At 57.1% G+C, this 20,028-nt stretch carries 17 protein-coding genes; 10 read left to right on the top strand and 7 right to left on the bottom strand.

Features of this window, described 5'->3' with window-relative positions; all coding sequences use genetic code 11:
- Positions 1-194: 194 nt before the first annotated feature.
- From C441_RS19350 to C441_RS20410, 7 genes are all read right to left on the bottom strand, one after another.
- Positions 195-1,199 (bottom strand): NAD(P)H-dependent flavin oxidoreductase, encoded by a 1,005-nt coding sequence (locus C441_RS19350; protein ID WP_007276459.1) that lies wholly within the window; start codon positions 1,197-1,199, stop codon positions 195-197.
- A 251-nt stretch (positions 1,200-1,450) separates the two neighbouring features.
- Positions 1,451-1,684 (bottom strand): hypothetical protein, encoded by a 234-nt coding sequence (locus C441_RS18360; protein ID WP_007276460.1) that lies wholly within the window; start codon positions 1,682-1,684, stop codon positions 1,451-1,453.
- 468 nt (positions 1,685-2,152) lie between these two features.
- Entirely contained in the window at positions 2,153-3,409 is a 1,257-nt protein-coding gene (locus tag C441_RS18365; protein ID WP_007276461.1) for a Cdc6/Cdc18 family protein, read from the bottom strand.
- A gap of 926 nt (positions 3,410-4,335) precedes the next feature.
- Positions 4,336-4,659 (bottom strand): hypothetical protein, encoded by a 324-nt coding sequence (locus C441_RS18370; protein ID WP_007276462.1) that lies wholly within the window; start codon positions 4,657-4,659, stop codon positions 4,336-4,338.
- Between the two features lie 53 nt (positions 4,660-4,712).
- Positions 4,713-4,979, bottom strand: coding sequence for a DUF7837 family putative zinc-binding protein (locus C441_RS20775; protein WP_083874960.1), 267 nt, complete (start codon positions 4,977-4,979; stop codon positions 4,713-4,715).
- Between the two features lie 89 nt (positions 4,980-5,068).
- Positions 5,069-5,473, bottom strand: a complete 405-nt coding sequence (locus tag C441_RS18375; RefSeq protein WP_007276463.1) for an HVO_A0114 family putative DNA-binding protein — start codon at positions 5,471-5,473, stop codon at positions 5,069-5,071.
- A gap of 34 nt (positions 5,474-5,507) precedes the next feature.
- On the bottom strand, positions 5,508-5,735 hold the full coding sequence (locus C441_RS20410; protein WP_338041849.1) for a toxin-antitoxin system TumE family protein: 228 nt from the start codon (positions 5,733-5,735) through the stop codon (positions 5,508-5,510).
- A gap of 344 nt (positions 5,736-6,079) precedes the next feature.
- On the opposite strand from C441_RS20410, the gene C441_RS18380 reads away from it, so the two are divergent.
- The 10 genes from C441_RS18380 to C441_RS18425 are packed head-to-tail and all read left to right on the top strand — an operon-like array spanning position 6,080 to position 19,946.
- Positions 6,080-6,328, top strand: coding sequence for a hypothetical protein (locus C441_RS18380; RefSeq protein ID WP_004967632.1), 249 nt, complete (start codon positions 6,080-6,082; stop codon positions 6,326-6,328).
- A gap of 4 nt (positions 6,329-6,332) precedes the next feature.
- Positions 6,333-6,746: a hypothetical protein gene (locus tag C441_RS18385; RefSeq protein WP_007276464.1), complete on the top strand. Its 414-nt coding sequence runs from the start codon at positions 6,333-6,335 to the stop codon at positions 6,744-6,746.
- A gap of 24 nt (positions 6,747-6,770) precedes the next feature.
- Positions 6,771-8,507 carry a hypothetical protein gene (locus C441_RS18390; RefSeq protein ID WP_007276465.1) on the top strand — a complete coding sequence of 579 codons (1,737 nt, stop codon included), beginning with the start codon at positions 6,771-6,773 and terminating at the stop codon, positions 8,505-8,507.
- A complete protein-coding gene (locus tag C441_RS19365; protein ID WP_007276466.1) occupies positions 8,504-9,349 on the top strand; it encodes a hypothetical protein in 846 nt (281 codons plus the stop codon). Before C441_RS18390 ends, C441_RS19365 begins: the two co-directional genes overlap by 4 nt.
- A gap of 2 nt (positions 9,350-9,351) precedes the next feature.
- Positions 9,352-10,413, top strand: coding sequence for a hypothetical protein (locus C441_RS18400; RefSeq protein ID WP_007276467.1), 1,062 nt, complete (start codon positions 9,352-9,354; stop codon positions 10,411-10,413).
- A gap of 2 nt (positions 10,414-10,415) precedes the next feature.
- A complete protein-coding gene (locus tag C441_RS18405) occupies positions 10,416-11,537 on the top strand; it encodes a hypothetical protein (RefSeq protein ID WP_007276468.1) in 1,122 nt (373 codons plus the stop codon).
- A complete protein-coding gene (locus tag C441_RS18410) occupies positions 11,530-13,734 on the top strand; it encodes a VirB4 family type IV secretion system protein (protein WP_007276469.1) in 2,205 nt (734 codons plus the stop codon). Before C441_RS18405 ends, C441_RS18410 begins: the two co-directional genes overlap by 8 nt.
- The gene (locus C441_RS18415) at positions 13,727-17,557 is read left to right on the top strand and encodes an ATP-binding protein (protein WP_007276470.1); all 3,831 of its coding nucleotides are present in this window, start codon (positions 13,727-13,729) and stop codon (positions 17,555-17,557) included. The genes C441_RS18410 and C441_RS18415 overlap by 8 nt, the downstream gene beginning before the upstream one ends.
- Positions 17,554-18,438, top strand: coding sequence for a hypothetical protein (locus C441_RS18420; protein ID WP_007276471.1), 885 nt, complete (start codon positions 17,554-17,556; stop codon positions 18,436-18,438). Before C441_RS18415 ends, C441_RS18420 begins: the two co-directional genes overlap by 4 nt.
- Positions 18,435-19,946 (top strand): primase-associated protein, encoded by a 1,512-nt coding sequence (locus C441_RS18425; RefSeq protein ID WP_007276472.1) that lies wholly within the window; start codon positions 18,435-18,437, stop codon positions 19,944-19,946. The genes C441_RS18420 and C441_RS18425 overlap by 4 nt, the downstream gene beginning before the upstream one ends.
- Positions 19,947-20,028: the final 82 nt, after the last annotated feature.

Below are 20,028 nucleotides of genomic sequence, written 5' to 3' on the forward strand. Positions count from 1 at the left end.
GAAAGCTGCGAAAACGCCGAAGGAGAAATCACTGTTGACGATGAGGCGGTTCGAGAACCGTATGCATTGAGCCGACCAGTCTCAACTTCTGTCGCGGAAACATCACCAACAATCTCAGAGGACGGATTTGATGCGTGGCTTTATTTCTCTGTCTCGACTTCCGGAACCTCTTTTAAGTATCTACTGCGACTCTATCAGTTGGCTCGTTCCAGGGCTTCAACTGTCTCTTCAGTGAGGGTGTTTACAAGTTCATCCGCTGATTGCACCGTTTGGGTTAATCCTGCACTCTGTCCTGCATAAAGCGGCAGTTCTTCCACGTCCCCATCTATGCCGGGGACTGCAAGCGAATCCTCGTACCGTCGTATCGGTGTGCCATCGTCCGTTTCTGCGACAACCTCACCCCCACCCGGGCGCTCGGTTTCTGGCTGTCCTGCCGCTTTCCAGTCTGCGACAGTCGTGTTTTCAAGGACTCGATGGGGGACATCCGGCCAGCCTTCGTCGAAGAGAGCCGAATAGACGGTTTCTGTTTCATCCGCTCCGAGTACCCGCTGTCGATAGCGTCGATGGACGTGGGCTTCCTCCGTTGCGAGAAATCGCGTGCCGAGCCACGCACCGGCTGCCCCGAGCGTGAGTACGGCGGCAATTCCACGCCCGTCTGCGATTCCGCCAGCAGCAATAACAGGTGTGTCAGGAACTGCATCAACGATGCGTGGCACCAGTGGGAGTGTTGCAACCGTACTCTGCACGTGACCACCCGCTTCCCACCCCTGTGCAACGAGAACATCAACGCCCGCATCAACGGCGGCTTTCGCCTCCGCCGCACTCCCCACCGTCTGAAGAATAGTGCCGTCGTGGGAGTGAATTTGCTCGATATAGGGCGCGGCGTCCCCGAACGAAAAGGAGAAGATATCGATTCCTTCGTCAAGACAGACCTCAACGTGGGTTTCCGTTGGAACATCTTTTGCGTCTGAATCCGCAACGATGTTCACGCCGAAAACACCGTCCGTTCTATGATTTGTTTCGGTGATAACCTCGCGAGTCGCCGCCTCGTCTCGCCAAGTGACGGCCAGCATCCCGAGTGCGCCAGCGTCAGCGACAGTGGCTGCCAGTGCGGGGCAGGTCGCGCTTCCAACCGGCGCTTGAACGATGGGAACGTCAAGACCGAGGGCGTCAGTGAGGGTCGTCGTCAGCCGTGACATCGTGAATCACGTAGAAGTCTAAAGAGCGGTTTCTTGGTTCTGATGAGATGTGCACGCTCTGTACGTAGTGGTTAGTGTGTTATCTACACTTTCATCTCCCGAGGTTATAGTCAGTCAAATATCCGGTTCAGAGTTCGGTAATTTCACCGGTCTACTCGGCCCGTCGAAGTGGGGAATCTAAGACAACACCTGCAAAAAGAGCCCTCAGACAGTCTTATCAGTGAGAACAGTCGTAATCTTAGCGAGTATCTCTACTGAGCAGATTCATCGTCTTTCGCGTTGAACTGTGCAAGCGTCTCAACGACCGCGTCGAGGACTGCACCCACCTCATCAGCATCAACGCCGCTCTCAGGCGCAGCGCGAGCTGTGACAGCCTGTCGAACCATCTCGTCGTTCAGGGGTTTTAACCCACCACACCACTCGCGGCCAGTTTGCAGCGAGTGCTCGCGAACAGTATCAACGAACTCGTCATACTCGTCAGGCATGTTGCTCGCGAGTATGTCGAGATCCGATTCTAACCGGCGTTCCACCCGACTACGGAAGCAGTTCCAAGGGAGGCGCAGCGGTTCATATTGTTCGGTCATGTCTACTTACTGTTGATTTTTCTGTGCTCTGTATCAGTACGGCCTCGACAAGATATCGGCAGCTGAGAGTGTCAACAGAGTCGATCAATTCTTACTGACCACTCCACCTGGAAGAACTAGACTCGCCGACTTAACCAAACAGTACCAACTAGATAACATTCAATTATCATAGAGTTCGTCAGACACACCACTATTGCCAGTAAAACCGAGAGACGTCAACGACAGCCAACTTACTGGCAACGGCGGTCTATTCTAAATTTCTCGTATTCCAAATAGAACTGTCAGAGGCAACAGTTACAGGAGAAACTGGCAACAGTGGACAGGGTATTGGCAATACTGGCAACGGGGGTCTACCCCAGAATAGAGTGGCTAGTCTAACGTACCGTTCTTTTTCGCGAGTTCACGGATGCCTTCTAGATCACCAAACTCACTCTCCAGCGCGTCCAACGCCGACGACAACGAGACGTCCAAATCGTACTCGTTGTAGTTACCTCGACCGCCACTCGAGTCAACCAACTGCAACACACCATGGAGGTTCAGATCCGACAAGTGGTCGTGTACGCGCCGACGCTTCAACGGCTCTTGCCCATTCTTCCGCGCAACCTTCTGGTACCGCCGATAGATTGCCTTTGTCCGTTCGGGCGTTTCTCCTCGAGCCGCTAGCTGACACACCGTCAATAACACATGCTGTCCATGTTGTGTCAACGAGTGCATACCTTCAACGACTTGCTGGCGCTGAATCTGGAATTCTCCCTCGCGGACGTGTTCCTCTGTTACAAACGCATCACCACCAGCCCGCGCTTCTGACTCTGCAATATCGACTGCCTTCCGCAGCAGTCGAAGTGCCTGCCGGGCCGATCCAGAGTCCCGTGCTGAAAACGCGGCACACAACGGAATCACATCGTCTTCCAACACATCATCATACAACGCAATCTCCGCTCGCTCACGGAGGATGTTTTGGAGTTCGCCAGCATCGTACGGCGGAAACAAGATCTCTTCCTCACAAAGTGTATCTTTGACTTTCGGGGACAGGTTATCGCGAAATTTGAAGTCGTTACTAATTCCGATGACGCCCAACTTCACGTCCAAGTCTAATTGTGAGCGTGCCCGAGGGAGTTCGTACAGAATATCATCATCTGATCCGATATTGTCGATCTCGTCGAGGACGACCAATACTGTCCCTCCGATATCTTCTAGGTCAGCATAGAGCTCACGAAACACGCGCTTTTGTTGATAGCCAGTCTCACTAATTGGCGCTCGTGAAGACGACACATTTGTTAGTGGGTGATTTGGCTTTCGAATTTCGTTCACGAGGTTCACCGCAACCTGATACGACGTGTTGCAGCCAGTACAGTTCAGTTCGATAATATTCACGTCAACGTCGTCGTACTGGTCAGCCGATTCCTGAAGCTCTTTGAGTAGGTCGTGCGTGGCCGCAGTCTTCCCGACACCTGTGACCCCATACAGAAACACGTTGTTCGGCTGCCATCCTTGGATTACCGGCCGGAGAGCTGCCGCGTATTCGTCGAGTTCTGCGTCTCGTTCCTCAAGAGTCTCAGGCTGGTAGTCGTCTCGCAACACGTCGTTGTCTCGAATAATGAATGACTCCCGAGTGAACCGGCCCATAGATTGGACGATGTTGCTATATGTGATAAAACCACGGGTGCCAGTATGACCAATAACCACACCCCTGTTGCCAGTAACGCCAATATATCGGGTGTTTATAAAAGACACTCTCTCCACTATTGCCAGTATTCCCTCGTAGATGAGGACTGGAGTTCAAGACGAGGTGACTAACAGGGTAATCGAACTATATATACAGTTGTACTTTACTAATTCTTTTCCAGTACGGGTTTGGTTTTACCACTATTGATATAAATCTATCGTATAGATACTGTTGGCGGGAGTACACCCAGGTTCGTTCGAGTGCTTTTACTGGCAAAAGTGGTGTGTGTGTGTTATTTAAACGAGGCGAATACTGGCAGTACTGGCAACGGGGGTTCTCTGGGAACGAACTTCCCCCACGAATCTACCCCCCAATCAGAAGTCCCCACGTTTGCACCAGCTTTACTGGCAATAGTGGACTGGTTATTGGCAGTACTGGCAACACCGGTACCTCAATCAGCTAACACAATACGTCTGCAGGACTATCAAAACACAGCTGAGGCAGTCGACACGAAGATTCTGAGCGAACATCGCGTCTCTGAACTGCTGAAGGCCACGTGTTTCTTGAGGTCATGGTATCGGCCCGGCGGGCGGTGGACGGGAACAAGAGAGTTATCTTGAGCATCGACTAATTCTTGATTCCAGTATTGTACCGAACCAAGATAACCGACTGGAAGACCTCGCGTAGTCCGCGTTCTTCTCCCGACTATACCCCCTGGTCACGAGTGTATGTTCTGACTTGTTGACTCTGGGAGCTCATACCCCGGTGTGCAAAGTGTAAATATACGCTATTCATGCGCGAGAGCGCTTGATGAGCAATTGAGGCTTTCCATTATTCATCTCTCACACGGGTTGTAGTGTCTTTCAAGCCACGGACGTTGCCCTTCCTATTTATCGGGGTTGACTGGCCCTTTATACTTGGATTTGATTTTGTCACCCTCTCGCCACTGCCAGTAGTAGTAGCGATTGTCATTGATCTCTTTGATCGTAATCGTCGCCTTCGTGGGGACATCATCTGGAAGGTCCTCGGGCCGTTCTTCGAGTTCCCCTTCCGGTGACTCGTCCTCGAGACGACCCTCGCGCTCCTTGTGTTCGGCCAACTCGTCGGCATAGTGAGCAACGTCTCGAAGGCGGTTCTGCCCCAACTTGCTGAGGGCGTTGACGACTTCTGTGGGGAGGCTCGTCGGCGGCGTCGGTGGTTCGTCGGACATCGGCTGCTGCCTCGTGTTAACCAACAATCGACGCTAATCAAAAATTTTGTTGGTTAAATTGATGACACCGACTTCCTGCTTCGCGCTAGGTTACAACGTGCTGCGACGCATCGTCCAACATTCGGGCGCAAGCATAGACCTCCTCGTGGACAAGTAGCGCCAGTTCGCCACTCTGGGCGGACAACTTCGTCGCATGAATAGCACTCTGCGAACACGCCAGTTGAGCCATCGCTATCCTCAAACTCGATGATCGACTGGTATGCCTCAGTCTCTTCGCCACAGTCAGGACATCGACCAAGTATCGTCGAATCACTCGTCATAGGGGAGTGTGGAGACGCATGTGATACTGTTCTGTTGTAGATAGAGATGAAGCCACTTCACGAAGGAAGTAGAAAGTTGAGTACGTTCTTCACCCTTGTGCAGCGACCTCGGTATCATCCGCCTCAACGCCAAGGTCGTACTCAACGTGGATGTCGCTGTACCAGACGACCGGCCGCTTTGATCGGCCATCCTGCTCAAATTCGACAAGTCCGAGTTCTGCGAGGTCGTTGACCGCGGTCGAGACGTTCTTGATGTCACGATCAACGAGTCGTGCGAGTTCGCGGAGACTCTTCGGTTCTTCGCGGGCAGTAGTCCGGATAAGTTCGAGATTTTTTTCGCTCAGAACACGTGCAAGTGCAGCCTCGTCTGGAAGTGAGACGCCAGTGTGGTCATCAGTCAGTTCACCAGCGTCGGCTTTCGCTGCGGCTTCGAGTGCACGGTCGAAGAACTCGTCGTTCGATTCGACGCGGACGGTGAGTGTGTTTTCGGTCATGGTTTGTTGGTTGGTGTAGATGGCCCCTACTGGTTTATCGGTGTGTTTCAACTTCGTCTTGGAAGCGTCGAAGTAGTGTTTCTACCCCTGGGAATGGGATTTCTTCGACGGTATCTCCCTCGTGTCGTTCGTGTACACCGTGATGGTTGTCGTAACGAACGATAGGATCGTCGCCTCCCTTCCGACCGTAGTGGAGCCCGTATTTGACACCCTCTGGGAACCTCTCCGATTTGGGAACGCTGAGGATACGGATATGAATAATTTTGTTATCAAACTCAGGGTGTCTTGATACAGAACTTCGACTTCATCGGAGGGTGGCATCTACGAGTGTTGGTATTTATGCCAACATAATATATGTGTTGGTATCGACACCAACAGTATCCTTCGAAGTTTGCCATTGAAGAGTGAGTTCTCAGTTTCGGCGAGACAATATCTCAACCAGTATGGATTGACAGCAATTGTCTGGTACCTATCTTCCTCAGGTACTCTAGCACCGGGATTGTCATGCCATCTCACTTCATATCGGCCAGTAAATATATAATATTCCGGAAATCTGGTTGACATGTACGCACCGCAAGACAATCGGTGCGGAACGATACCGAACACATGATCTCCCGCTCAGTCACCGTCGAAGACATCGATGAGTTGTTCCTCAGGTGGAACGACCATCTCAACGCATCGGCCCTCTATCGGCAAGCCCTCCGCGACGAGATGCAACTTCGCGACGTTGAGCCGCACGAACTCCGCGCACAACTCTCCGAAGCCCGAGAGTTGGGCTACTCGCTTGATGAGATTGCAACCATGACGAGTCGCTACGCCGACCTCCAAGCGCTCGTGTACGACCACACCGAGTGACCTCATGTCTGAGTCACACTCCCCTACTGACGCTCGCTCCGCCGGCCAGCGACAGCCCTCCCGATCCATCCTCCGACACGTCGCGATCGGTGGTGTCCTGTTCGCACTCGTTGCCGTCCAGCCAGTTGCAGCACAAGATAGCGTGGTCTGCAGCGCTGAGAAGTTGCCGGGGATGGTCGAGGGCTTCTTCCAGATCACGACGACGCTCGGCTTCATTGGGTTAGCAGTCATCTGGCAGGCCGACTCCCTCGCTGAGATCTTCACCGCCAGCCCTGAACAGAAAAAGCGACTCAAAGTCCACAAGCGCGCGGCACTCAAATCCGCCCTCATCTTGGCGGTGCTCGGCCCGCTGTACACCGTTGTGGCGTCGATTATGGGCCTCCCACTCGGTGACTGCGTGAACCTCGCTCCCTGGTAAGCGCACCGCCGACTCTGCCCTCCCATGGATCACCGAGTGCCCTCCGTACTGGTAGCCGCCCTGCTCGTGTTGAGTTCCATTATCGGCCTCGCCACGGCACAGCCCCCGAGACCAGGGACTGAGACAAACGGCCTCACGGAAAACGAGTCGGCAACGCTCTGGTCTCGTGATAGCGACCGCTACGTCAGCCAACAAGACTACCAGCAGCAGTACGGCGACGAGCGAACGGCACTCCACCAACTCGCCAACGGAACTGACATCACGTTCACGCGGCCGCCGGGGACGGCCGCGACGTGGACGCGCAACGACTTCGCGGATCTCGACGCCGGCGGGCCCGACACGTCGACGTACCCGCCCCATGCGTCACTCGAAGATGGGACGTTCATCGACGATGCGCACGCGACAATCTTCGCGGTCACGCCATCGACGCGTGGCCATCTCGACGCAGGTGAGACGCCGCTCTATATCGCCCCCAATGGGACGGTTCGCGGCCTCGTCGACTACCGTGTTCGTGTTCCAACCGGGAACGAAACGGGCAATCGGACCGTCGATTGGACGCTTGTCTCTCACGAGATTGAGAACACCCGTCTGAAAATCGATGGTATCCCGGTTGCCTCGACTGCAGGCACTCACACGCCAGAATTACAGTATCACACCACTCACTCGTGGAGCGCGAACCTCACGCTCGAAGCGAACATCTCAGTCCGGCTCAAGAAGACCGTCGAGACAACGGTTGGTGGCGAATCTAAGACGACAGTCAACTACCGGACGGAAACACGAACCGTCTCGGATACACTCGATGCCGAGATTTACGACCTCGCAGCGTACCCCTACTACGCGCAGTATCCGAACGGGGAGACTGGCGTCGCGATTTTCCAGTCCCGGCCGTGGCAGGGCTATACGCTCACCGATGATGCGTCCGCTCGCGTGCGTGGTGTGTGGCGGTTCTACACGGCTCGCGACACGAACTGGGACAGACTCGTTACGTCCACCAGCACGTCGACGACCACGGCACAGTCGGATGCGATTCCCGTCCGAGTTCACGCGTACCCCTCGCAGATCGGGCCGCGAGCGGAGCCCGTTCGCGATGGGCCGGATATCATCGATACGTGGGGGGCTGACCGGGCGTCGCCTCGCCGGACAATTGGCGAGAACGTGACTGTCGAGGTCGTCAACGAGTCGTACACGCCGACCTATGGTCTGGCCATCCGTGCGAAGACCGTCGACCGGGAGGCGCTTCGAGTCGGCGGGATCGTTCGCGGGGTGAATGCCACAATTGTCGACCCCCAAGTCGGGTCAGAGCGACAGCTTCGAGAGAGTAACCTCTCTGTCGAGCTCGTTTCGCAGACGACGTCGAACGCGACCCTCCAAGTCGAGTTGCGCGATAACCAGACGGGCGCGCCAATCGCATCGAATGGGAGTGACCGACAGTACCCGATTGGCGGCTCGGCACACAGCGGCTACATCACCGTGGGTGACCAGCGCGTTGAGACCAACGAGAGTGGCGTCGCAATCGTCACGCTGGACGAGCCGGGGATCTACACGGTCCGCTACCACCCCGGCACGTGGCTTGGCCACGACCCCGCGTATGTGGGCGATACGGCCTCGGTTCGCTGGCATCCACTCGGGACTCTCGAGGGGTGGGTTGCGTTCGTATTCGAGGTCGGCTGGCAGGCGATTCCGTTCGTCGTGACGTTCTACGCCGGTCGCCGACTTCTCCGCATGTTTGGACCGACAGAGAGCTACTACCGAAACCAATGATTCCAACCGATTCACCGATTGGTAGACGTACCGTCCTTCGAACACTCGGCGGGGCCGCACTCGCCAGCGTTGCCGGCTGTCTCGATAGTAGCCGTAACTCGGAACCGACGACGTCCGACCAGACGTCGGCGACGACCGAGCGTGCTGGCCCGCTTTCACTCATCGCTGTCGAGGGCCAAGCCGTCGTCGTTGAGGTTGATACTGACGCACCCGTCGAACAGGTAAACCTCATTCAGCCGAATGGGGAACTGTTCGGGAAGCGTGGGCTTGCCGCCGGCGCACGACAGGTTTCGTTCGAAATCGGGACTGCCTACGAGCCCGGTGAGTACCGTGTCGTCGCACTAGATGGTGACGAAACTGTTGCCGAGGGTTCTCTCGAGATTAGCCCTCAGATTGAGATTCAGGACGTTGGGCTGTTTCGAAATGTACCGGATAAGCCGTGGGACGAGGTCTACGGTGAAAGTCCGACTGATGCAAAAAAGAACGGTGAGGCATTCGTCACGGTCAAAAACAGAGGGAGCGGACCGAATGCAATCGTTGAACTCCACTTTGCTGGTGACGTTCCTAATCCAATCGAAAACCCACGTGGGAACGGAATCTATGAAGAAAGTAGCGTCGTCGTCCCTGCAGGAGAAACAGTTGATATTTTCAGTAGCTCATTCCCATTCGGTTCAGCCATTGGAGAGGATGGGATGGGCTGTTCGACTGATGGTAATCGTGGCCAGTTTACTGTTGTCGTAGACACTCGAGTCGCAGCTCGGCAGGTCACAAAAGAGTACAACGTGGCATATACTGACGCCGAAGAGATGCAAAACTGCGAGATTACGATTAGCGAGGCATAGCGATGGTTGATCTCATTGACGTCGTATTAGAGGGTTTCAAAGACATTGTTGGTTGGATTATTGGTCTCTTTATGGACGCCCTGTCAACGGGGTACAACACTCTTTCCGAGGAGATGTTTGGGACCCCGACACCCGAGACAGATGGTGTATTCATTTTTGGAGAACCAGCCAGTGAGCCGTGGTTGACTATTCGAGATGCACTCGTTGGTGGTGAGATAATGCTCATTGCATTGTTATTGCTCGTCGTCTGTGTTCAAGCACGGCACGCTATCCGAATATTCAATGTTGGTAGTGCCTACGAGGCCAAAAAAACGAAGAAAACTGCATGGGTTGGTGCATCTTTGATTGTTGTCTGGTATTGGGTTGGTGTCCTTTCGCTTTACCTTATTGACGGGTTTGCTCTCGCCTTACTCCCAACTATGGATTCGATTCGGAATGCTATGTTAGGTTTCCTTGGTGTAACGATATCTAACCCTGCTCTCTCTCTGGTGTTTGCGCTAATTGGTGGGCTCTCTATGTGGGCTCTAGAAGCACTATTCTACATCCGGAAGATCCTGGTCTATGTCTATCTCTACGGGATGCCGGTTGCAATCGCACTCGGATACGGAAATGTGCCTGTCGTCTCTGACGTTGCAATGGGCTTCTGCAAGAGGTTCGTCCCTCTCGCTGTCCTCCCTTTGCCTGCTGCAGTCGTTTTCAAGGGTTATGACCTGATCTACGGTGGCGGAACAATGGTCCCACAGACCGACTTCCTGAAGTTCTTAGTTGCTACCTCGCTCCCGCTGGTTGCTCTCTACATTACATGGAAGACGTTCACGTACGCGACGCCGCTCACCGCGAAGGTGATCGGCGGTGCAACGCGAGGCGCAGCCCTCGTCGGCGGCGTCGCAGCCGGCGCGTATGTCGGCGGCGCTGGCGTTGCAACGACCGCCGCCCGCTGGGGGCCGAAAGCCGCCGCCGGCCAAGCACTCGCCCAGCGAGCAGCCGCACAGCGTGACTCGACTGATGACAGCGACGGACTGCCGTCGTACCGGCGGACCGAAAACGAGCCCCGCACCCGCTAACCATGTCGACAGACCAAGACACAGCCGCACGGCGCATCATGGACCAGTTCGGCGAAGCGAGTCGCATTCCCTACCTCAACATCGAAGAGGGCGACGTCGGTGTTCTTATCGCCCTCCCAATCTGTGGGTTGCTCCTCGCCGGCCTCACCGGCGTTGAATCACTCGCTGTCCCGTTTATCGCAAGCGGCCTCGGTATTGGCGCGGCCATCGTCTACGTCGCGCCTGACCATCTGAACGCGTGGACCTGGACGAAAGACGTCTATCGCTACGCCAAACGGCCCCGGATTACGCTGAGTGCGCCAGAGCACCCTGACGACCAGACGAACGAAACCGTGCGCAACGAGGGTGGACTCGCGAACTACACGCCGTTTACTCCCGACGAGCGAACCCAAGACCTCACGAATATCGAGCGAGCGTGGCCCGGCGCCGGCGCGATTCAACGGACTGACGGCGCGATGGAGGCGTTCATCGAGATCGATCCGGGGAACATGGACTTCGCGATGGCCGACGACTGGGCGCAACTCCAGGACGCAGGCGCCGAGTTCGCCAACAAAGAACTCGACTCGAAGCTCAAATTCCACGCGACAACCCGGTCATTCCCGGTCGAACAGATCACCGAGACAATCGAGGAGCGACTCACCGACGAAGACGTCACACAGAACCCGATCTTCCGGGAACTCCTCGAAGAGTATCGGGAGACGCGGCCCAAAGAGATGCGCGACCGCGGCATTCAGCAGGTTCGATACTACATCGGCGTGGAAGTCTCGCCACTCGAAGTCTACGACCGATACCGTGACGAGGGAACGCCGGCTGAAAAGCTGACGCAGTTCCCCGTGATTGGCATCCTGTTCAACCCGTTTGTCACGCGGCGCGCGGACCTCTCTGACGTGGAACGCCGCGCCCAGATGTTCGAGAAACTGGACGACCGTATTGCAGATGTCCGTTCCGAGTTCATCCAGCAGGCGTCCGGCTGGTCTGCCCACCGACTCAGCACGGTCGAGTTGTTCGTCCTGAACATGGACTTCTGGAACGGCGAAGAACACGATTTCGAGACCGAAGCAGACGTAATTCGTGAACAGCCAATTCTCGGCCGGTCACGCCGCGAGGAGGCGTTCGATGCGTAACCTCCCGTTGCAGGCGAGTCGTGATATTCTCACCCAACTCTCCCAGTGGGCCCGACAGCCAACCTCCCCCGAAGGTGCCGCACTCTATCTGGGGACCATCATGCTCCTCGGCGTCGGCGGAACAGCTCTCTGGCAACGGTACCGCACCGACGATGAGCCGGAAGTCGACTTCTCGGACGTCCTCGACGAGGAGACGCTTGAAGCGGGCGACGCAGAAGGCCAGCTCCTCGACGAGATTTCGGAGTTACACAAGACGGCAACGGCCCCAGCAGCGGTTGAATGGGAGACGCGGGCTGCCCGTGTCGGTGAACAGTGGACGTCGACGCTGTACATCGCTGACTACGCCGACTACCCGAACGACGGCTATCTGAGTGACCTCTTCGAATTGACCGACGTTGAATTCGACCTCACGGCGCATATCACGCCGAAGAACCAGCAACGCGCGCGGAACGAACTGCAAGATATCGCGGACGACCTGCAGGTTGACGCCGATTTAGAACAGAGCGTCCGAAGCGAGTATCTCCAAGAGCGGGCGAACGAAGCGGCGGCGACGTACAAGGCCGTCGAGAGTGGCGCGAGTGTGTTCGACCAAGGGCTGTTCGTCACCGTCCGCGCCGACGACAAGGACGACCTTCGCGACGCAGTCAGAGCAGTCAAAAGCGCGCTCCGTGACGAACCGGCGAATCTCACGCCGAAGACGGCTATCTGCCGGCAGGACCTCGCGCTCCAGTCCGCTGCGCCAATTGGCGACAACGTCTTTGGTCGGGAGTCGATTGCCCTCGGCGGTGCTGTGGGCTCACTTCTAGCGTCGCCACACAACGCGACGATTCTCGAAGAAGGCGGCGTCGAGTTCGGGATTCACAAGGACAACCAGAGTCCGGTCGTCATCGACCCGTTTGCCCGTGATAACGGCTATGCGATGTTCACCGTGGGGGATACCGGCTCTGGCAAATCGTTCGGTGCGAAAGAGAACTTCATTCGGTCGATTGAACAGAGCAAGGACCGCATCGGAATCATTCTCGAACCGCTCAACAACTGGGCGGGCGTCTCCGAAGCGCTCGATGCCAAGCGAATTACCGTCGGCGGGACGCTCGGGCTGAACCCGCTCGAAATCCGCCAGACGCCCGAACACGTCCAACGGGCAATGGGTGAAGACGCGAGTCCGTTCAACGAGAAGCTCGACGACGCGATGAGCTTCCTGACGAATTTCTTCGCCCTCCGTGGCATCTCACTCGGTGACCGCCGAACGACACTCGAACTCGGACTCAGACAGGCCTACGAGCGTCATGGCATTACCGATGATATCACGACGCACGGCAACCCGAGCCCGACGATTCGAGAAATGTTAGACGTCTTCGAAGAGATGGTTGACGACCCCGAATCGTTCGTCGTTCGGTCAGATGCAGAAGCCGAGAAGCTTAGCAACGATGCGACGTGGTTGATCGACCAACTGCGGCCCTTCGAGGAAGCAGGGCGCTACGCGAACCTCGGGAAAGAGTCGGAGTTCGACATCCGGGATGAGAAAGTCATCTACCTCGACCTCGCCCAGCAAGAAGGTAGCGTCGACAGCAGTACGGCCCTGACGATGCAGTTGCTCATCTCGCTCGTCTACGAGCGGGCGAAAGAGACGGACAAGGAAGTCGTGTTCGTTATCGACGAAGCGCGGTACATCATGCAGGACGCCGCGAGTCTGGCATTCCTCGAAACGGTGTTCCGACACCATCGCCACCACGACCTCTCGATTCGGCTGGTCACCCAGACCGTCGACGAGTTCTTCGAGCACGCTGAATCCGAAGCCATCCTTGACCAGTGTGCAGTCAAGCAGTTCCATCGGCTGGATGGGATGGACGAAGAGTGGGCCGACGAGTTCGGCCTGAATCACGCCCAGATGCGGTATGTGCAGGACGCGGTTCCCGGGAACGAGGACGCTGGCTTTTCAGAAGCTTTGGTCGGCGTCGACGGCGAGTGGCGTGGTATCAGAGTCGAAGCGATGCCCAAGGAAAAGCAGGTCATCGACTTCGACCCGACCGAGCAGCGGCGGGTGTCGCTGCCCGGGGCTGATGAGACAGCGGTCTCCGCGGATACTGAGGCCTTTCGGACGGAGTTAGCGCAGCACGCAACTAGTGAGTCACAGGACATGCAGACTGATTCAACAGCAGCAGACAACGGCCAGCTTGGAGGAACCGACGATGCCTGAGCGTGAGTATCTTCGCGTGACGCCGACATCGGAGGCACTCACAGCGCGTGGCATCCCGCAGACACTTGAGAGTCTCCACAAACTGACCCCTGATAGCTCGGGCCTGCGGTCGAAACTCAACCCGTTTACATCCGCGACCCCACCGCGCTTCGAGTTCCTTGCGCTTAGTACGGGACAAGATGCGCCGGTTGAGTTCTACTATGGAGCCGACGACTATCTCGGGACACTCGAAGAGCGGCTTCGGTCGATTTATCCGAAGACGTTCGACATCGAGCGTGTCGAGGTGGACGTCGCGTCGAAGCTGATTCATCCGGTTGCATTGTCCCACGAGGAGTTCGTCGAGCGCTACCAGCAGGGTGATCTGCAGTATGAGTTCACCGACGACGAGCAGTACTCGACTGCAGATGCCGAGGCGGACGCGACGCCAGACGGTGGTGCAATGGAGGGCACCAAGTCTGAGGGTTCACCGACGGACGCTGATGACGTGGGTGGAAGAACGGCGGACGGACTGGTGTCGGTTGGAGAGATAGTTGTCGAACTCGAAACGACTGACTCCCTCGCTGACGAGGTTTCGCCCACGTCGGTCGAGAAACCGACAGTAGCCGCAGACGGGATGATTCTCGCTCGCCCTGCGGTTGATTCCGTCTCACCACGGGGCGTGCGGTGGTGTGGGTCGGCAGTTCGGAAGCAGGATTGGATGTCGTCGTTGACTCCGCTGACGGCGACGCCTGACGAGAGCACGCTGCCGGCGGTCGACGAACCGGGAGCTGTGCTTGCGTCGCTGGTCGACCACCTGAATGATGCACGCGAACCGCTTGCGTTCCAAGTCGTGTTTCAGCGCCGGGAGAGTTGGCAGGCGGATGCGGAACTCCGCAAAGAGGACTTGAATGATGGCCGGGACACGCTCTCGCAGAAAATCCTTGGCGACTTGCTTGACCCCGAACTGGAGTACGAACGTCGGACTCGCGACGAGTTGAGTGATATCGTGGTTAAGCGGCTTGATGCGATTGATGCGGTCAATCCCAAACGCTCGTACACGACGAACATCCGGGCAATTGGCGTGCCAACGAGCGAGGCCGGTCGCGACGCCCTTGATGACCGCCTGTCGTCACTCGCGCCGGTCTTTGACCCACTTGATGGCCCGTTCTACGAGATCGAAGCGACGCGACTTCGAGATCGTGGCTTCCGACAATCGAAGAAAGAACAACACGCGCGAGCAGCGCTCCAGCGACTCCTCTCGCGGGAGGTAACGACTGGGCGCGGCAAGACGCGGCCGGAGTTAGTTCTCTGTGGGGCCGAGCTTGCGAACTTCATCTTGGTTCCATCGTCGGACCAACTGACGGTCGAGGGGACGCGAGGGACGCGTGCTGAACAGCAGAGTCGTGATCCGCTTCCGTGGCCCAACCCGGACTTAGTCCAGCAGTTTCGGGAGGGAATGGCCATCGGGTATGCACTCGATGAGAACGGTTCGCCGCAACAGCGTCCGATTCGGATTCCGCCGAAGCTCCTGACGACACACTACGGTCGGTTTGCCTCGACTGGAAGCGGGAAGTCGAAAGCAATCATCAACGATGCGCTGTCGCTCCGTGAGACGACCGGCGGGCCCGTCGTTATCGTTGACCCGAAGGGCGACGGAATGTGTGCCAACTACCTTCGGAGTCATTACGAGCGCTTCAACGGGCTGGACGATGTCTACCAGTTCCGCGTGCCCGAGACGATACCCGCATTCTCCTTTTTCGATATTCGGCCGGCACTCGAAGCCGGACGGAATCGGGCGGACGCGATTCAGGACAAGGTCGACCACTTCCACGATATCATGCGGATGATCATGGGTCGCGAGCAGTACGGGCAAGCGTTCGTCGCCAACGAGATCCTCAGCTACCTCATCAAGGCGCTGTTCGACGAGGAGTACGGAAGTGACGTCTTTGGGTTAGACGACCTCTTTGCGGCCGCACTCGAGATGCAGCGAGAGCGAACTGTGCCACCGGTTTCGGCGGACAACCGAAGCGTCGAGGAGTCGCTTACACGGCACTTCGCGAAGGACGACCACCAGTTCCAGGTATCGATGGACGCTGTCGGGAACCGCCTCGACAAACTCAGAGAGGATGCCCACCTGCGACGAATCTTCAGCCACGTTCCGGAACAGAACGAGACCGGAGAGTACGTTGACAACCGATTCGACTTCCGCGGGTTCCTGGACGAAGATGCCACGATTCTGTTCGACTTGGGCGACCTCCGCCCGGAGGCACAGCGAGCGATCACCTTGCTCTTGCTGAGTAACCTTTGGGATGCGGTGCAGGTGCGTCGACGTGACGGGAACACGGACTACGAGAACCTCACCAACCTCATCATCGAGGAGGCGGCCCCCGTCGCAGCAACGAAACTCGTCTCCGAGCAGTTGCTTCCACAGGGCCGGTCGTTCGGCTTGAGTATGGGACTGGTAATGCAGTTCCCCGGGCAGGTTCGAAATCGGAACGAACGCGCCTACGACGAGGTTCTCAACAACATCAAGACGAAGCTCATTGGAAACATCTCCATCGAGCGCGACCTCGCAGAGTCGCTGGCCCACGAAGACTTGAGCCCGACCGACCTTCGGAATCGGATCAACACGCTCCCCAGCGGGGAGTGGATCGCACAACTGCCGAGTCCGTCATTCGGGGAGACGGGACCAGCCCCGTTCTCGGTGATGCCGCTTCCGATAGCAGCCGGCCATCCAGAGAGCGACGAGCCGCTCTCTGTCGAACAGGAAGACCACTTCGAGACCGTGGCCCTCCCACGGCTTTCGGAGCGAACACAGGCCCGATATGGGCTTGCTGAGACCACCGAATCGGAGACAGCCGAAGACGAGGGCTGGGGAAGTAGACTGAACGACGAAGGTTCGACATCCGTAGACTCGACTAGCCCTACGGACTCGGCGCAGTCGTCGTTCATCGGACAGGCAACTAGTGGTTCGGCGGCCGCTGAAGAGGAGGAAGAGAAAAACGCGGACACCACCTCGCTATTTGGAGATTCCGGGGCAACTGAGCCGGAAGAACCAGTCAGTGAAGAAGAGGAGACTGCCGTTGAGGAGACTGGGTCGTCACCAGTACAGGCAGGTGGTGTAACCGTTCCAGATGACGAACTCCAGCGGCGCGAGCTCACGCACGACGATGTCCGATTCCTAACCCGCATCCTCGACGTGATGAATGGTGACACACCAAATCACAGACTCTTGGATTCAATGAGTTCGCTCAAGAGCGACTTTGAGGATTTGGATGTGCAACGGCTCGTCGAGCAAGACCTGCTGGAGGAAGGACGAGCGTGTGGTCGGAAGTACTACACAGTCCTCCCGGCAGGGCGTGAACTCCTCGGTCAGAAGCTCAAAGTCGGTCCTGGACAGGGGGACATCGGTGAGAAGACACCGCACAAGGTCGGTGTGAAGCTGCTCGAACTGTGGTTAGACTCCCGCGACGACGTCGCACAGGTCGAGCCGTACTACGAGTACGATGAAGAGACGGTGTTCGACGTTGTCGGTCTCGATGCTGACGGGGAACTCGTGTGGGTCGGTGAAGCCGAACTCGCGAGTAACAACAAACACGCGCCGGTCGACGACTACGACAAGCAGAGCGCGGTGGACGCGAACGCTGTCTGGGCGTTCAACAGACGCGAAACGGCCGTCGAGGTGCTGGACCGCCTCGCAGAAGCCGACCGGATAGAAAGCAGTGTGAGCGGGCGTGCAGCCCGCTCGTTCTCGGACATTCGAGAGGCCGTTGAATCGTTCGATTCACCTGGGCTGACGACGATTCAGAGCTTCAACAAACTTGACGAGGAGTTCAACACATGAGTTGGCGCCACGCAACCCGTGAGGAGATCTACAGGTACTACGCGGAGGAGTTCCCCTCGTACGTCGACGAACTCCCGTCGTTCATCACCGCGAAGGGGCCGAAACAGTACGCACTCGCGTTTCAGGAGCCCCACCCGGTACGGAAAGACGGAGTCCCAGACAAGGACTTCATCCGTCGAGATACGTGGCAGACGAACGTCTCAGGCGACCGAACCACGGCAGCGTTCCACGACTTCGACGACGTCCTCGAGTTCATCTGCCATCCTGCGCGGAACGATCCACTTGGGCGGAGCGACTTCGCACTCGCCGATCCTGATCTGCTCGACAAACCAGACCCGCGTCCTGATGCGGTCTACTACGCCCTCGATCACTGGGAACGACCGTGGGTGCTCCTCATCGATATCGACGCGAAAACGATAGCCCGAGAGCGAGCAGCACGAGCGGTCTCGGATGAGGATGCTACGGAAGACAGCGAGGAACTGCTCGATTCCGCGGGTATTCTCGAGGCAGACCCGGCAGGCTACCCGTATGCCTTCGAGGATATCGAACGGGCCATCGAGTACGGTTTTGAGGTGCGGGACATCTTCGAGGACGACTTCAACGCCGAGGAGACGATGGTAGTGTACAGCGGCCAGGGCGTTCACGTCTACCTCCTTGACAGCGATCCAGCCCATCGGTACGACGCCAAGAGTCGAGAAGTGCTGAACGACCTTCTGCAAGACACCTACGAGATTCCCATCGACCCAGTGGTTACCGCCGACCGTCGCCGGGTCGCCCGGCTCCCCTACTCGTTGCACGCTGACGTCTGTAGTATCGTCACGCCCATCGAGAGCCCGAACTTCGACGTTCGGTCTGCGACACCGGAGGTGCTCAGAGAATGACTCAGTCAACGCCTGTTGAGGACGAGCGGGCTGCCTATCGCGTTGCGACGCTTCCGCCCGAATATGGGACGATGCGGATCAACCAACTGTTCACCCGGGGCTACAATCGCTACATCGTCGACGGCGAAGAGCAACCAGGAGATCTACTGACCGATCTCGAGCGATTCGGGACGGCGGCGTTCAAAGAAGACGTCAGGGCCAACGCCGCAGAGGAACCCTTCGTTGACGAGCCCGGAACGCTCGCCGTTCTCGCGACGTTGAGTGCTATCTGCGTCAAGGCACACCCGAAGTTCGAACACGCCCCACCGCGAACGGTGCAGGTCCTCTACGATATTCGCGAGCTCTACGTCAACAATCTCGCCTCCCTCCTTCGAGAATTCGGTGATGGGAGTCTCCAACAGGATATCGCAGAGGTGCTGTACGCGAAAGACCCCGGAGAGGACGGACCACACCCCGGTCGCGTTTGTACGGGGATCAAAGAGATGCCCGAGTTCGGTGACGGATTGTATCTCGAAATCCCGATGGCCGCAGCATCGAGGAAGTGCCTTGTTCACGCCGAAACTGAGACCGGAGAAGCCGGGGAACTGCTCACTCGCGTCGAGAACAACTGCCTCTATGTGCCCGTCGGTGATTTCGACACGAAGTATCGCGAGTACGCCAGACGTGCGTTCAAGAAGCTCCTGCGGGTCCAGGAGGAGAACCTCTCTGAAGACCAGCTGACGTGGCTAACGACGAATGAGTCGGCCATCACAGAGCGTATCGACCACTTCATCGAGACGGGACACCACGAACGGATCTGGCGAGATTGGAACCCCGGAGAACGGACCATCCGTGTACTCCGGGATGCGATTCGAGACGCTCCAGACGAGGTCGTCTCACTGGGAGAGTTCCACTCGGCGAAAGAACTGTTTGAAGCAGTAGAGGCGTACGATCCGGAAGCGGGCTGGAAGCGAGACGTGTGTAATCGCATCTCGAGTCCTCGGAGTCTCGGGAACCTTCTCGCATCCCAGCGGGACCACCGGAGTCTGACCATTCGAGAGCACGGAAGTACGAACCACTATCGGATTCAGGAGTCTTCGCGTGGCGTCCAGCCCCTCGACGTCGAGGCAATCGAAGACCTGTTCGAGCTTCCCTGTATGGCGAATATGGCCGATCGACTCCACGAGAAGAAGCCAGTCCGAAAGGACCTGTACAACTTCGCCCGGATGGTGATGTGGCTTCCCCAGTACCAGGATAGTGACCTCGAGACGATTGTCGCAGACCTCAAGGATGTCTTCTCGCGGTGGCCCTGGTACGACGAACAGGTCACCGATTACCAGATTCGCTACGAGTTCTCGAACACCATTGGGGGCGACACCCCGCTTCCGATGAACTGTGACAACGACGATATGCAACGGTACTGCATCGGCCAGGAGCAGTGCCCCTACTCGATCTGGGGGTGCCTTCCCTTCCCGGATGAGATGTACGACCAACTGGATGGGGCAGAATCTACCGCAGAAGAGTTCTAGCTCAACTGGAAGTAAGGTAGTGTGATTTGCCGGGCACTGTTGTAAACCTCAACGACTGATAGAAATCACGTGCTGACTACAG

This window comes from Haloferax sulfurifontis ATCC BAA-897 (assembly GCF_000337835.1).
Taxonomy (GTDB): Archaea; Halobacteriota; Halobacteria; order Halobacteriales; family Haloferacaceae; genus Haloferax; species Haloferax denitrificans.

Bases quoted from the DNA above. Each gene is read 5' to 3' on its own strand.
- C441_RS19350 (WP_007276459.1), bottom strand. From the start codon at position 1,199: ATGTCACGGCTGACGACGACCCTCACTGACGCCCTCGGTCTTGACGTT.
- C441_RS18360 (WP_007276460.1), bottom strand. From the start codon at position 1,684: ATGCCTGACGAGTATGACGAGTTCGTTGATACTGTTCGCGAGCACTCG.
- C441_RS18365 (WP_007276461.1), bottom strand. From the start codon at position 3,409: ATGGGCCGGTTCACTCGGGAGTCATTCATTATTCGAGACAACGACGTG.
- C441_RS18370 (WP_007276462.1), bottom strand. From the start codon at position 4,659: ATGTCCGACGAACCACCGACGCCGCCGACGAGCCTCCCCACAGAAGTC.
- C441_RS20775 (WP_083874960.1), bottom strand. From the start codon at position 4,979: ATGACGAGTGATTCGACGATACTTGGTCGATGTCCTGACTGTGGCGAA.
- C441_RS18375 (WP_007276463.1), bottom strand. From the start codon at position 5,473: ATGACCGAAAACACACTCACCGTCCGCGTCGAATCGAACGACGAGTTC.
- C441_RS18380 (WP_004967632.1), top strand. From the start codon at position 6,080: ATGATCTCCCGCTCAGTCACCGTCGAAGACATCGATGAGTTGTTCCTC.
- C441_RS18385 (WP_007276464.1), top strand. From the start codon at position 6,333: ATGTCTGAGTCACACTCCCCTACTGACGCTCGCTCCGCCGGCCAGCGA.
- C441_RS18390 (WP_007276465.1), top strand. From the start codon at position 6,771: ATGGATCACCGAGTGCCCTCCGTACTGGTAGCCGCCCTGCTCGTGTTG.
- C441_RS19365 (WP_007276466.1), top strand. From the start codon at position 8,504: ATGATTCCAACCGATTCACCGATTGGTAGACGTACCGTCCTTCGAACA.
- C441_RS18400 (WP_007276467.1), top strand. From the start codon at position 9,352: ATGGTTGATCTCATTGACGTCGTATTAGAGGGTTTCAAAGACATTGTT.
- C441_RS18405 (WP_007276468.1), top strand. From the start codon at position 10,416: ATGTCGACAGACCAAGACACAGCCGCACGGCGCATCATGGACCAGTTC.
- C441_RS18410 (WP_007276469.1), top strand. From the start codon at position 11,530: ATGCGTAACCTCCCGTTGCAGGCGAGTCGTGATATTCTCACCCAACTC.
- C441_RS18415 (WP_007276470.1), top strand. From the start codon at position 13,727: ATGCCTGAGCGTGAGTATCTTCGCGTGACGCCGACATCGGAGGCACTC.
- C441_RS18420 (WP_007276471.1), top strand. From the start codon at position 17,554: ATGAGTTGGCGCCACGCAACCCGTGAGGAGATCTACAGGTACTACGCG.
- C441_RS18425 (WP_007276472.1), top strand. From the start codon at position 18,435: ATGACTCAGTCAACGCCTGTTGAGGACGAGCGGGCTGCCTATCGCGTT.